Annotated in this window: 14 protein-coding genes and 2 pseudogenes; 3 read left to right on the forward strand and 13 right to left on the reverse strand. The window is 69.5% G+C overall.

Annotated elements, in window-relative coordinates; genetic code table 11:
* Window positions 1–110 precede the first annotated feature (110 nt).
* The 4 genes from ACFC1R_RS37390 to ACFC1R_RS37405 form a co-directional block, all read right to left on the reverse strand.
* A complete protein-coding gene (locus ACFC1R_RS37390) occupies window positions 111–254 on the reverse strand; it encodes a hypothetical protein (RefSeq protein WP_375946189.1) in 144 nt (47 codons plus the stop codon).
* Window positions 255–289: 35 nt separating this feature from the next.
* Complete coding sequence (locus tag ACFC1R_RS37395; RefSeq protein ID WP_375946190.1) at window positions 290–517, reverse strand: CsbD family protein; 228 nt, start codon at window positions 515–517, stop codon at window positions 290–292.
* Between the two features lie 174 nt (window positions 518–691).
* The gene (locus ACFC1R_RS37400) at window positions 692–862 is read right to left on the reverse strand and encodes a hypothetical protein (protein WP_375946191.1); all 171 of its coding nucleotides are present in this window, start codon (window positions 860–862) and stop codon (window positions 692–694) included.
* Between the two features lie 165 nt (window positions 863–1,027).
* Window positions 1,028–1,969 carry an NAD-dependent epimerase/dehydratase family protein gene (locus ACFC1R_RS37405; RefSeq protein ID WP_375946192.1) on the reverse strand — a complete coding sequence of 314 codons (942 nt, stop codon included), beginning with the start codon at window positions 1,967–1,969 and terminating at the stop codon, window positions 1,028–1,030.
* 293 nt (window positions 1,970–2,262) lie between these two features.
* Here ACFC1R_RS37405 and ACFC1R_RS37410 point away from each other — a divergent pair, with 293 nt between their 5' ends.
* The gene (locus tag ACFC1R_RS37410) at window positions 2,263–2,493 is read left to right on the forward strand and encodes a hypothetical protein (protein WP_375946193.1); all 231 of its coding nucleotides are present in this window, start codon (window positions 2,263–2,265) and stop codon (window positions 2,491–2,493) included.
* 29 nt (window positions 2,494–2,522) lie between these two features.
* Here the strand turns inward: ACFC1R_RS37410 and ACFC1R_RS37415 are convergent.
* The 3 genes and pseudogenes from ACFC1R_RS37415 to ACFC1R_RS37425 all read right to left on the reverse strand — a co-directional run.
* Window positions 2,523–2,666, reverse strand: a pseudogene (locus ACFC1R_RS37415) (hypothetical protein); the annotation flags it as partial.
* 201 nt (window positions 2,667–2,867) lie between these two features.
* A complete protein-coding gene (locus tag ACFC1R_RS37420) occupies window positions 2,868–3,644 on the reverse strand; it encodes an SDR family oxidoreductase (RefSeq protein WP_375946194.1) in 777 nt (258 codons plus the stop codon).
* Window positions 3,645–3,941: 297 nt separating this feature from the next.
* Window positions 3,942–4,799 (reverse strand): alpha/beta fold hydrolase, encoded by an 858-nt coding sequence (locus tag ACFC1R_RS37425; RefSeq protein WP_375946195.1) that lies wholly within the window; start codon window positions 4,797–4,799, stop codon window positions 3,942–3,944.
* A gap of 490 nt (window positions 4,800–5,289) precedes the next feature.
* Between ACFC1R_RS37425 and ACFC1R_RS37430 the strand changes: the two genes are divergently transcribed.
* Both ACFC1R_RS37430 and ACFC1R_RS37435 read left to right on the forward strand, forming a co-directional pair.
* Window positions 5,290–6,468: an IS110 family transposase gene (locus ACFC1R_RS37430; protein ID WP_375946196.1), complete on the forward strand. Its 1,179-nt coding sequence runs from the start codon at window positions 5,290–5,292 to the stop codon at window positions 6,466–6,468.
* 309 nt (window positions 6,469–6,777) lie between these two features.
* On the forward strand, window positions 6,778–7,359 hold the full coding sequence (locus tag ACFC1R_RS37435; RefSeq protein WP_375946197.1) for a hypothetical protein: 582 nt from the start codon (window positions 6,778–6,780) through the stop codon (window positions 7,357–7,359).
* On the opposite strand, the gene ACFC1R_RS37440 is transcribed toward ACFC1R_RS37435, so the two are convergent.
* The 6 genes and pseudogenes from ACFC1R_RS37440 to ACFC1R_RS37465 form a co-directional block, all read right to left on the reverse strand.
* Complete coding sequence (locus ACFC1R_RS37440; protein ID WP_375946198.1) at window positions 7,277–8,233, reverse strand: IS5 family transposase; 957 nt, start codon at window positions 8,231–8,233, stop codon at window positions 7,277–7,279. The genes ACFC1R_RS37435 and ACFC1R_RS37440 overlap by 83 nt on opposite strands.
* A gap of 147 nt (window positions 8,234–8,380) precedes the next feature.
* Window positions 8,381–8,770 (reverse strand): hypothetical protein, encoded by a 390-nt coding sequence (locus ACFC1R_RS37445; RefSeq protein ID WP_209412860.1) that lies wholly within the window; start codon window positions 8,768–8,770, stop codon window positions 8,381–8,383.
* Between the two features lie 87 nt (window positions 8,771–8,857).
* On the reverse strand, window positions 8,858–9,661 hold the full coding sequence (locus tag ACFC1R_RS37450) for a maleylpyruvate isomerase family mycothiol-dependent enzyme (protein ID WP_375946199.1): 804 nt from the start codon (window positions 9,659–9,661) through the stop codon (window positions 8,858–8,860).
* A gap of 31 nt (window positions 9,662–9,692) precedes the next feature.
* Window positions 9,693–10,601, reverse strand: a complete 909-nt coding sequence (locus ACFC1R_RS37455; protein WP_375946200.1) for an NAD(P)-dependent oxidoreductase — start codon at window positions 10,599–10,601, stop codon at window positions 9,693–9,695.
* An 88-nt stretch (window positions 10,602–10,689) separates the two neighbouring features.
* Complete coding sequence (locus tag ACFC1R_RS37460) at window positions 10,690–12,072, reverse strand: NADP-dependent succinic semialdehyde dehydrogenase (RefSeq protein WP_375946201.1); 1,383 nt, start codon at window positions 12,070–12,072, stop codon at window positions 10,690–10,692.
* A gap of 142 nt (window positions 12,073–12,214) precedes the next feature.
* Window positions 12,215–12,346: pseudogene (locus tag ACFC1R_RS37465) on the reverse strand (IS5/IS1182 family transposase); the annotation flags it as partial.
* Window positions 12,347–12,849 lie beyond the last annotated feature (503 nt).

Consider the following 12,849-nt stretch of genomic DNA (forward strand, 5'->3'; position numbering starts at 1 on the left):
GTCTGTTTTTTTTTTATACCCCCGCGGCCGGGGTCGCGGCGGGGCGGTGGGGGCCCGGCCCCCCCCCCGGCCCGGAGCTGCCCCGGCGAGATCTCCGGCGGCGGCACCGGTCACCGGCGTGATCGCCGACCACGGGACACGCCGCCGAGGACCAGCACGATGCCGATCACCAAGAGCCACAACAGGCCCTTGGCCAGGGCATCGACGAGTCCACAGACGACTGCGACCAGCAGGACGAGCAGGAGCGGCACCACGGAGCGCTCCGATGCCCGGGCCGGTCAGGGGGACGTCACTTGACGGCGTCCTTCACCTTGTCGGCGGCCTGCCGGGTGCTGTCCTTCGCCGCACCCATGGCGTGCCTGGCGCTCTCCCCGGCCTTGCTCGCGGCTTCACCGGCCTTGGACGCGGCCTGCTCGACGTGGCCCTCGGTCTCCATCCTGCGGTCCCCGGAAACCCGGCCGACCGTCTCCTTCGCCTTGCCCTTGGCCTGCTTCGCCTTCTCGGACACCTTGCTCATCGTCACTCCCTCTGGGGTTCGGAGCCGGGAACCGTCTGGTTCGCCGACCCAGCCGAGCCTGGCCGAGCCACCGGGATCACGCATCCCGTGTCAGCCGAAGGGACGACGGCGTACCTGTCAGAGCGATGGGCCAACCCCCAGCCGAAGCAGGGGGTCTGCGCTCAGGAGACCCGATCACGGCACAGGACGGTCCTGGCCGTCCGGAAAGCGGGGGCGTCCGGGGGTCGCCAGGCCCTGCGCGGCCACCCGGCCGCCCACCAGGTCCGCCGCCTCCCGGGCGACCCGACGTGCGGTCGGCAGGTCGAATGACCGCCACTGGTCAAGACTGAGGCCGGCAAGAGTCATGTTCCGCAGTGTTCCACGGCGGTCTGACACAGCCGGAGCAGCGGCCTCCGCGGAGGGGACGTCGAGGGCGGCCCGACTCCCCGGCGCCTGCTCGGTCCGTCCGGCCGAACCGAGCGGCGGCGGACCGGGCGGCGGCGGGTCCGCACCGGAGAAGGCGGGCTGATGTCACCCCGTGGTCGCCGCTCGTCCGCGCCACCACTCCACGGTGGCCCTGACCTGCTCCTCGACCGGGGTGGCGCGCACCGCGAAGGCGGACTCGTAAGCGGACGAATCCACCACGAACGGCCGGTCGAACTGGTAGCGGACCTCGCGCAGTTCGCGGATCAGGGGTGAGAAGAGCGACGCCGCGCCCAACACCGCCGGCGGCAGCTTCCGCACCGCGACCGGCCCCGTCCTCCCCTCGGTGGCGACCCGGTCGACCATCTCCCGGATCGACAACGCCGGGGCCGTCGGCACGTGCCATGCCCGCCCCCAGGCCCGCTCCTCCCCCGCGACCTCGACCAACGCCCTGGCCACGTCGGGGACATAGGTCCAGCTGTGCGGCGCGTCCAGGTCACCGAGCACGGTGACGGACCTGCCCCGTAGCAGGCGCGGCACGACCCGCGAGGCCAGGTGGCCTCCGTCGGTCACACCTGGGCCGAAGAAGTCCGAGGCACGCACCTCGACCGCCCTGATGCGGCCCTCCTCGTGCAGGCTCCGCGCGTGCTCCCAGGCCGCCGCCCGTACCCGCCCCTTGGGGCCGGCCGCCGCGAGCGGCAGGTCCTCGGTCATGGGACCGTCCACCGGCCCGTAGCCGTAGAGGTTGCCCAGCATGACCAGGAGGGCCCCGGTGGCTTCGGCCGCGGCACATATCGACGAGGCCAGCGGCGGCCACTCACTCGCCCAACGGTGGAGGGGCGGCGCACCGCTGCTGTAGATCGCGGTCGCGCCGTGCGCGACCTGGGCCAGTCGTCCGGGGGCCGTCGCGTCCAGCGAGACGTGCTCGATCCCGGGCTCCGGCTGACGGCCCGACTTGGTGACCACCCGTACGGCATGCCCCTGTTCGGCCAGCAGCCGCGCGGTGGCCGCCCCGGCGGGCCCGTATCCAACAACCACATGAAGGCTCACCCCCGCACACTAGCGCGAGACCACGACAACGCCGTGCGGTTCTCCCCTCCCCCTGGCCCGGGCGGACGACGGCGCGTGGAAGTACCGCACCGGGGCGCCGTGGACGGAGCTGCCCGCCGGGCATCAGCGGCGGGTTGCGACGTAGGTCAACGGCCGCGGTCGCGAGGTGGCGCGGCGTCCTGAAGTCGCTTTGATCGCAGTGCATTTCGAAGTTCTTCCACATACCACGGGTCTGACGTTTTTCTCCAGGTCAGGGGCATGATCGACCATCCCAAGTCAGCAAATGGTCAGCATTGCGACAGGTCAACCGGACCACCAAGACCTACGGCCCGCTCAAGCACCGCAAGGCCGACGAGTACCGCGATGTCCCGCTGCCGGCCCGGGTCAAGCACACCATCGAGTGGTACGCCGACAAGTACGGCGCCGTCGACGGATACCCCCTGCGCCACCCGAGAGACCTCAGCAAGCCGTTCTCCCATCGAACGCGGGCGGGGGCCGGCGGGTCGGGGTGGGTGACGCCGTGATCGCCGAAGTCGGGCGGCGGGCCTGCGGCTCGTCGGGCAACGTGCTCCCACAGGTCCAGGTCGTGGCGGCGCAGAGCGGTGAGGACGTGGGGTGTGACGCGGCACAGTGTCGGGGGGAATGCGCCGCTGGCGAGGGTGACGTGACGCCAGGGCAGTGTGCGTGCCCAGGTCAGGTCCTCGAGTGCTGTCGACGGTCACGGTGAGGTTGCCGGGCAGGTGCTCGCCGGCGTGTCTGGCGAAGGTCCGCACAACGTCGGTCAGGCGCTGGTCGGGGTGGACTTCGAGGAGCGGGCAGATGCGTGCTTGCACGTCGGCGCTGGACCCTGTTGAGCCCACCCGTGCCGCGGGCGGGCCCAACAGGGGTGCCGGGAGGGTCAGTTGGGCTGGCGGGTCGGCATGATCGTGACCTGCTGGAGATTCACGCGCGGTGGCAGCGTGGCGATGAAGCCGACGGTTTCGGCGATGTCCTGCGGCGTGAGCCACTCCATCGTCTCCTTGGAGCCCTCCAGCCACTGAAGCGCACCGTCATCGGTGACGTGGTTCTGCAGCTCGGTCGCGACGATGCCCGGCTCGAGCGCCGACACCCGCACGTTCTTGGCGCCCAGCTCGACACGCAGATGACGCGAGAGGTGGGTGACGTACGCCTTGGTGCCGGAGTACACGGCGAAGTTCGGGAAGATGTTCTGCGCCGCGATCGACGAGGTGTTGATCAGGTCGGCCACGCCTCGCTCCCCGGCGGCCTTGACCAACTGCGGGATGAACCCGCCGATGACGTTCATCAGTCCGGTGATGTTGAGGTCGATCTGACGCCGCCACTGGTCGGTGGCCAGCTCCTCGATCGGGGCGGGCAGCATCACGCCCGCGTTGTTGAACAGCAGGTCGGCGCCGCCCAGCTCGGCCGCCACCCGGCCGGCGGCCGACCGCACGGCCGCGGCATCGGTCACGTCGACAGCGATCGCCAGGGCGGTGCCGCCGCTCTTCTCGATCCGGGAGACCAGCTCGTTCAGCCGGTCCGCGCGCCGCGCCAGAACGGCGACGCGTGCGCCCAGCCCCGCCAGATGTTCGGCCGAGGCCTCGCCGATACCGCTGGAGGCTCCGGTGACGACCGCCACGCGGCCGGTCAGGGGCTTGGCAAGGGTTTCCGTGGACATGCGACACACCTTCCGACAGGGGATGACTCGAGGGGGACCGCGGCCGCCTGCGCGGAGGGCCAGCATTACGGACGCACCGCCCGATGCATGCCGCCGTACGGTGCAACTGGTCCGAGGTTGCGGTCGGCACCCGGCGCGGCAGCCGTCAGCGCGCGAGGGGCACGGCGAACGGCTGGAATCCGCGGCGGCGCAGGAGGTGCGGGCCCAGGAGGATGAGCTCAGTGAGCGAAGCGACTCACACAGACGGCTCTGGCCTCCCACTGCCCAGGTCTTGACGCCGCGGACTGGTTCGGGGCGCTATTTCCGCATGTAGTCCTCGACGGCGTCGACGATCAGGTCTTTGACCGCCTCCGGATGGGAAAGGAGGGACACGTGCGAGGAGTCGATCTCAACCGTCTTGCGGGCATTCGCCCGCTTTGCTTCGAATCGCTCCAGACTCGGATCGATCGCCCGGTCCTGCTTGCCGACAAGGGCATAAACGGGCTTGTTCCGCCATGCGGCGCCGGTGAGCTTGTCCGTGAACGCCGACAGCGCGATCGGACGCTGTGTGGCTGCCAGAATGTTGGCCTGACTCGTGGGCAGGTCTGCGGCGAAGACCTGGTGCAGTCTGTCCGGCTGTACATACACGTCCGTGCCGGTAGTGCCGTCGCCATTTCGGAAGGGCACCTGCTTCAAAGCCTTGGTGAGTTCAGCGGGAGCAAACTTCGCCGAGAGGCCGGAGAACGACTCATCCACATCGGGCATGATCGCGTTGATGTACACGAGGGCCTTGACGTTGTCGTTTCCGACGGCAGCCTGCGAGATCACCTCTCCGCCATAGGAATGACCAACCAGGACGATCGGTCCCTTGACGGACTCCAGGAAACTCGCGAGGTAGGTCGAGTCCTGAGGAATGCCGCGGAGGGGGTTGGCCGGTGCGGCCACCCGGTAGCCGTTCTTCTGGAGCCGTTCCACGACGCCGTTCCAGCTCGACGCGTCGGCGAAGGCGCCGTGTACGAGCACGACGGTGGGCTTCTCCCCGCCGGGATCACCACTCGGACCACCGGCCTGCACCGTTACGGCCGCCAGGACGGAGGCGGTTCCCGATACCGCCAGAAATGCCGCACCCCAACGAACGATGTTCAAGTCGCGGCGCGACTTCCAGGATATTCGCATGCCACTCCTTCGGCGCGAAGGCGTCAGGCGACGCCCGGGATTCCAGAGTCGAGGACACCAGTCGGCTCGTCTCCGCGTACGGGCCATCCGAGTGAACGCACCCCAGCGGCCTGGAGTCCTCCCAGCTGCCCGAGCACCCTCGACCGGGACCGACTCGCACGGTCTGCACCACTCATCCCCCGCACCCACCCGGAATGAGTCCGCCGGGTCGTTCACCAACCCCCGGGCGCCTTCCGGGATGGCGTCCCGTGGAGTGGTCCTACGTTGTTGGTGGGTCGGACGGGCCAGTCGTATGGTCCTGGGATCCAGAGACTCCGGGTATGGCTATGGAGTGGTTGCCCTCGATGGCTCGATACACCTGGCCGCCCGGAGTCTCACGACGACTCGGCCGCTGATTAGGAGCTGCGGGCCCCTCGGGTGCATCGCTGAGTAGGACCATGCTGGCGAGGTCGTCCGGAGTGGAGCACTCAGCGATCGACCGGAGGAACGGATGGCCCGGATCTGGGCGGGTACGGACATCGGCAAGACCCATCACCACTGCGTGGTGCTGAACGCGCAAGGCGAACGGCTGCTGTCGCGGCGCGTACTGAACGACGAACTGGAGCTACTGGCCCTGCTCGCCGACGTGCTGGCCCTCGATGAGGACGTGGTCTGGGCTGTCGACGTCGCCGACGGTATGGCCGCACTGTGGATCAGTGTGCTGCTCAACCACGGCCAACACCTCGTCTACATACCCGGCCTGGCCGTCAACCGGGCCTCGGCCGGCTACCGGGGCATGGGCAAGACCGACGCCAAGGACGCCACCGTCATCGCCGACCAGGCCCGCATGCGCCGGGACCTGACGGTCCTGCGGCCGGACGACGAGCACGCCATCGAGCTGCGGGTCCTCACCAACCGCCGGACCGACCTGAACGCCGACCGCACCCGTCGGATCAACCGCCTGCGCGGCCAACTCACCAGCATCTTCCCGGCGTTGGAGCGGGCGCTTGACCTGGGTAACGTCGGCCCGTTGATCCTGCTGACCAGCTACCAGACCCCGGCCGCCCTGCGGCGGGTCGGCCGCAGCCGCCTGGAGACTTGGCTGCGTAACCGCAAGGTCCGCAGCCCGGAAGCCCTGGCGGAGGCTGCTCTGGAAGCAGCCGGGCGACAGCACACTGCCGTCCCCGGGGAGAAGATCACCGCGCAGGTGATCCACACCCTGGCGAAGGAGGTGATGAGTCTCAACGAGCAGATCACCGAGATCGACAAGCTCATCGCGGCCCGGTTTCGCGACCACGAACTCGCCGAAGTGATCGCCAGCATGCCCGGCATCGGCCCGCTGCTGGGCGCCGAGTTCCTCGCGGCCACCGCCGGCGACATGAGCCGCTACGGCACTGCCGACCGCCTCGCCAGTCTCGCCGGAGTCGCCCCGGTCCCTCGGGACTCGGGCAACCTGCACCGGCCCCGGCGCTACCACCGGGGCCTGCAACGCGTCTTCTACACATCCGCGCTCATCAGCATCCGCAACTGCGACGACTCGCGCCGCTTCTACGAACGCAAACGCTCCGAAGGCAAGCGGCACACCCAGGCCGTGCTCGCCCTGGCCCGTCGACGCGTGAACGTCCTGTGGGCCCTCATTCGTGACGGAAAGTGCTACCGGATCGACCTATCCGGCACCGCTACGGCTTGACAACCTCATTAGGAGGTGCATGAGGGGTCTTGGAGTAACCCCTGCCCGTAGACCGACCACCGCCCAATGGGGGCGGGACGGGCTCCGCCCCTTCGAACGCTCATGCATCCACCCATGCAGCCGTGCGAGCCGGGAGGCCGGATCAGACCCGTTCCTTGATCGGCCGGACAGCTCCTGACTAAGAGCGTGGTGGTGAACCGGTCTGTAGCTCGATGACCAGCAGCTTTCGGGTGGTGGCGGTGTCGGGGTGGTCGGCTGCGGGCAACCAGCGGAGGATTCGTCTGGCTGTGGAGGTGCGGAGTGCCGTCGGTGATCGCATTGCTGGAAGTCCGGGAGGCGCGGGCCCAGGAGGATCTGGAGTCCTGGCTGGAAATACTTCGGGAGGCCGAGGTGCAGGCGGAGGCAGCCCGAAAGCGGCTGGAGCACGCGCGGATCGCCCGCGAGGAGGTGGCGCTCATGTTCGCCGAAGAGCCGGCCGCGGGCCGGGAGGGTAACGGGGCGTCACCAGCGCCGACCGTGGTGGAGGAACCCGTGCGTGTGGCCGGGACACTGCCCGCGGGTCCGGTGCTACGGGAGGGCTATGACGCCCGGCCGCCGGCCTGGCAGGCGGGGCTGGGAGCCGATGCGCTGTGCGGTGCCTACCGGCAGGTCTTCGAGACGGCCCTGGTCGCGTCGGGGCCGGTGACGGTGCAGGAGCTGACCCGGGCGCTGGGCCGGGACGCGGCGCGGTTGAACGAGGTGGAGAAGGTGCGCCATCGTGCCTATGCGCTGGAGGCGCGTGGCTGGCTCCTGCGTGAGCGGGGCCTGTTCAGGCCTGCCGCGGGTCCAGGCGCCGGGGCCGGAACTCCGGCCAGTGCAGACGTTCTTTCGCCAGCTTCCGCGTCAGCGTGATCAGGCCGGCCCACCACACCATCTGCGTGTGGTGGTTGGGCCGGCGCTCGTGGTCGCGGTTCAGGCGCCGGGCCCGGGAGAGCCAGCCCAAGGTGCGCTCGACCGCCCACCTGCGTGCGAGCACCACGAATCCCCTGGTGCCGTCCGGGCGTTTGACAACCTCGACCCGCACGCCGTGCGCGGCGAACGCCTCGGCCAGTGCCGGGCCCTGATAGGCGGTGTCCGCCCAGATGAGTTTCAGCAGGCGTCCGGGCTCGGCCATGAACGCGTCGATCAGTTCCGGGGCGGCCACCGAGTCGTGCACGTTCGCGGGAGTGACGGTGACCTCCAGCAGCAGGCCGCCCGTGTCGGTCAGGATGTGGCGCTTGCGGCCATCGCGGAACTTGTTGCCGTCGGTTCCGCGCGTGGCGGTGGGGCAGGTCTCCGAGCCGTCCACCGACTGCGCGTCCATGATGCCCGCACTCGGCTCGGCCACCCGCCCCTCCCGCTCGCGCTGCAGACGACGTAGCCGCTGGTAGAGCTCGCGCACGTATCCGTGGCGCGACCAGCGGCGGAAGAAGTCGTAGACCTTGCGCGGGGCCGGCAGGTCGACGGGCATCGCCCGCCATTTCGCGCCATTGTCGACGACGTATCGCACTGCGTCGACCATCTCACGGTGGCAGTATGCCTCCGGGCGTCCGCCTCGGCCCTCCAACCAGGCCGGCACCGGCATCGAGCCCCTGACCTGGGCCCATTCTGCATCCGTCATGTCGGACGGGTAGTGCGGCGCACGCCGCCCCGCCGGGATCGCCCCGTACTGGTGAACGAAGCAGTCACACGCCAGAGTGAGCGAAGTGGCAGCGCCCGGCACAGGAATGGTGAACTGGTACGGCAACGGGCCTCCTGGGCTGGAGGGTTGGTCTCGACAACCGCACTCCTACCAAGAGGCCCGTTCCTCTACGCCTACCGAGCGGCCAGCACGAACGTTCGAGATTTCCTCAGAGAAATGATCTTTCGGAGCAGTCTGTCGCGGTGGACGCCATCACACCCCTGGCGGGATGGCGAACGGGTCGTACTCCTCGGGCATGAAGCAGCCGTAGTCCTGGAGTGGCTGCGGATCGTTCAGCACGATGTGCTTGCGCTCGCCCGCAGGCGAGAGTCCGTCTGGGCGGTCCAGAATCCGTTGGCCGGGGAGTCCGGTGGACGCTGGTGCGTCGGCTGCGAGTCGACCGAAGCGGTCCAGCAGAGCCCACACAGCCTCGTAGACATCGCGGATGTCCTCGGCCGCCCTCTCCTCGGTGATTTCAGGGGAGGCTTCGCGGTACGCCGCGCGAGCCGAAGCGACAAAACGCTCCGGATCGACGATCACTACGTCCTGGCGCATCCGAACGCTGATCGTCATACCCGCCGTCGGGACTGGCATCTCATCCACCGGCCCACGGTACCGCGTCGGAAGCGCGACCGACCGAGGCATTCACAACCCGACCCCACCGAACACCACCCGGTTCACCACCACGCTCTAAATGATGTCGAGGCAGTCGAGGAACGGTGTTGCGGTGGATGCGTCCCCCGTGATGCGGCAGTAGTCGCGCCAGGGTTTGCGGGTGGTGGCCCACATGATGAAGTCGAGTGCCGTGCTGTGGACCTGGGTGGCGGCGTCGGCGTCCGTGCCGGGTGCCACGGTCAGCTGCCCGTCCGGCCATGTCGCGGGGAGGATCGTGACGGTGGTGGCGCCCGGCCCGGTCAGGTCGAGGACGAGGGGCCGGCCGACGGTGGCGGTGAGTTCGGGACCCTGCATCTGGGGGAGGCCGGCGAGCATGAAGTCGACGGCGGGGGCGACCTGGCCGTCGGTCGGTTCCGGCAGGGTGAACGGGAGCGGGCCGTCCGGGGCGAGCATGTCGTTGCGCAGGTGGCAGAAGACGTTGAACGCCATGGTGTTCGCCAGGAGGTGGCGCGGATACGTCCCGAGCCCGGGCACCTCGACAAGCTCGTCGGCGCCAGGTGGTTCCTGGGCCGCTTCGAGGAGGTCCAGCTGCCGGGGGGTGCTGTGCCGCCACTCGTCGAGGACTTCCGCGTGGCTCCAGCCACGGCGTTCGTCGACGCGCAGGTCGTGGTAGCGCTCGCGGTTCTCGGGAAGTGAGGGGTCGGGGGCCGGCGGGTTGACCGCTTCGGAGGCGAGGGCCGCGAGGTGGGCCAGCACGTCGATGACGCGCCAGCCGTCGCACGCGGAGGGCAGGTTCCATTGTTCGTCGTCGACCTGGGGGATGATGTCCGCCAGTTGCGCCGTGCTCGAGCGCGCGGCGGCTATGCCGGCACGGGTCATCGGTCCTACCTTTCTCGAAGGGGCGGCCTGGTCAGGATGCGGCCTGGCGGGACATGCGGTAGGTCGCGGCGACGTCCGCGCGACCGAGTCCGTCGTCGGCGGCGAGGCGCAGGCGTTCGCGTACCACTTCCGCGATGCCCAGGTGCAGGCCGGCGGCGCGGGCGGTGTCGGTGACCAGTCTCGCGTCCTTGGCCGCCGCTTCGAGGGGGAAGGAGGGGGTGTCGAGGTCGTCGTCGATCATCTTCGGGCCCTTGCTCTGAACGTACTGGCTGTTGAGGCCGCTGACGTCGATGACGTCGATGACCAGGTGGGGATCCAGCCCCAGGGTGGCGGCGAGGGTGAGGGATTCCGCGATGCCCTCGACGGTGGTCAGGACCCAGGCGTTGTAGGCGAGTTTGAGGCTGCTCGGTTGGCCGACCTCGCCGAGCCACACGGTGCGTGAACCCATCGCTTCCAGGACCGGTCGCACCTCTTCCCGTGCCTCCTGCTGCGGGGTCGCGGCCAGGACGGTCAGGGTGCCGGCCACGGCCGGCTCCTTGGTTCCCAGGAGGGGGGCCTCGACGTACGCGACGTTCAGGCGGGCCGCCTGTTCCGCGAGACGGCGGCCCCCGTCCGGGGAGACCGTGCACGTCTGCACCCACACCGGATGGCTGCCCAGGCCGTCGCGGGCCTGGTCCATCACGTCGGCGACCACCTGCTCGTTCGCGAGCGCGGTCAGTACGACGTCGGCGCCGCGGCAGGCCTCGGTCGGCGTGTCGCATACGGCGGCGCCGGCGCCGACCAGCGGTTCGGCGGCGGCGCGATTGCGGTTCCACATGCGCAGTCCCAGGCCCGCCGCCGCGATGTTGCGTGCCATGGCCTCCCCCATGGTGCCCGTGCCGAGCACCGCGGCCACGGGCCTTCCCGGCCCGGACGACGGCGTCCGGTTCGCTCCGCTCATCGTCACACCTCCATGCGCTCGACGGGCCGCGCCCCGAGACGGCCCGCGCGCGGCCCCATGGTGTCGACCGCCGCCCGGTCCCGGGAGGTCAGGCGTCCTGGCCGATCCAGACGGTCTTGGCGTTCATGAACTCCCGCATGCCGAGGTCGGACAGCTCGCGTCCGTAGCCGCTGCGTTTGACGCCACCGAAGGGGATCTCGGGGTAGCTGGTCGTGTTGCCGTTGATGAAGGCCATGCCCAACTGCACGTCGCGGAGGAACAGTTCGCGTTCGGTCTCGTCCTCGCTCCACAGATTCGACCCGAGGCCGTAGGGATGCCCGTTAGCCTCCCGCAGGGCCTCCTCCAGGGAGGGCACCGTCCACACCTGCGCCACCGGGCCGAAGACCTCCTCGTGGTACATGTTCATCTCCGGCGTGACGCCGGTCAGTACGGTGGGCGGGTAGAACCAGCCGGGTCCGTCCGGGTGTTCGCCGCCCAGCAGCACCGTCGCGCCCTTCGCCACGGCGTCCTCGACGTAGGCCTCCACATCCCGCCGGCCGGACTCGGTGGCCAGTGGACCGACGTCGGTGCCCTCGTCCATCGGGTCGCCCACCACCAGCGCGCCCATCTTCGCCACGAACATCTCGATGAACGCGTCACCGATGTCCTGGTGCACGAAGAACCGCTTGCCGTTGATGCAGGACTGCCCGTTGTTCAGGCACCGCGCCATGACCGCGACATCGGTGACCCGCTCCAGATTCGTGGAGGGCATGACGATGAACGGGTCGGAGCCACCGAGTTCGAGGACCACCTTCTCGATCTCGTCGCTGGCGATGGTGGCCACCGACCGCCCCGCAGGCTCACTGCCCGTCAGCGTCGCGGCCGCCACCCGCGGGTCGCGCAGCACCTGCTCCACTCTGCCCGCGGAGATCAGAAGGGTCTGGAACACGTCGTCCGGGAAACCCGCTTCACGGAAGAGCTCCTCCAGATACAGGGCGCACTGCGGCACGTTCGAGGCGTGCTTGAGCAGACCCACGTTCCCCGCCATCAGCGCGGGCGCGGCGAACCGCATGGCCTGCCACAACGGCAGATTCCACGGCATCACCGCGAGCACCACACCGATCGGCTGATACGTCACGAACGTCTGCTTCGCGCCCACGCGCCCGGCGTCACCGTCCAGATCCCGCAGGAACGCGGGGCCCTCGGCCGCGTAGAAGCGCAGCCCGTGCACGCACTTGACCACCTCCGCCTCCGCTGCACGGAGGGTCTTGCCCATCTCCGTGGTGATCACCCGGCTGACGCTCCCGGCCTCCTTCTCCAGACGGTCGGCCGCCTGCCGCAGCCACCCCGCCCGCTCCTCGACGCTCGTCAGCCGGTACGAGGCGGCCGCTCCCGCCGCCCGGGCGAGCTTGTCCTCCAGCTCCTCGGGAGTCAGTTCGTCGAACCTCCTGAGGACCTCGCCTGTCACAGGACTTGTGGTTGCGATAGCCATGAATCCACGCTATGACCACCTGACAAGAGTCGCAAATACACCCAATTTGCACTATCGCTCGCCTCGCGGAGCGGCGCGCTCACCGCGGGGAGCCGTACCCTCCGGGCCGGCCAGAACCCCCTTCCACGAAGGCCACATCGTCGTCCGGGACGACCTGGGTCATGCCCTGGTACCGCCAGCGTGCCAGGACCTCGTGCAGGTCCGGCGCCCAGTCGGCGAGGACATCGATGCGTTCGTGCAGGTGGCGGTATCCGGTGGCCCGGACGCCACCCGCGCCAGCGCGGCTCTCGACACCGGGCGGGACTGACGCGTCGCCCTTCCTGGCGGGCGCCAGGTCACCGGCCCGAAGCGCGCCCCGTCGTCGAGGAACTCGGCGTGCCGAACGGCGGGGCTCGGGCCGGGCCGGCTCCACGGGTCAAGCAGGCAGGGGCCGGACTCCGATGATGCGTTCACCCATGAGCGCAAAGGCTCGCACGGCGTCGACCCCGTAGCCGCGCATGACGTTCTCGTAGTCGCCGACAGCGGACAGCAAGGGTTTGTCGCTACTGACCGTAGCCAGCAGCTCGGCGCCCAGAACGCGGGCGTCTCACAAGGCTGTGTTCGTCCCGAGGCCGAGTGCCGGGCTCATGGCGCAGACGGTGTCGCCCATGACAGTCATGTTCGTCGGCTGCCGAGCCCGGCGCTTAGAACTCGTAACACGATCACTGACCTTGGGTGTTGAGGCGTCGCCAGCAGATGACCGCGCAGGCGAGTGAGACGAAGGCGTTGTGGAGGTCG

The sequence above is a fragment of the Kitasatospora sp. NPDC056138 genome (genome assembly GCF_042264695.1).
Lineage (GTDB): Bacteria > Actinomycetota > Actinomycetes > Streptomycetales > Streptomycetaceae > Kitasatospora.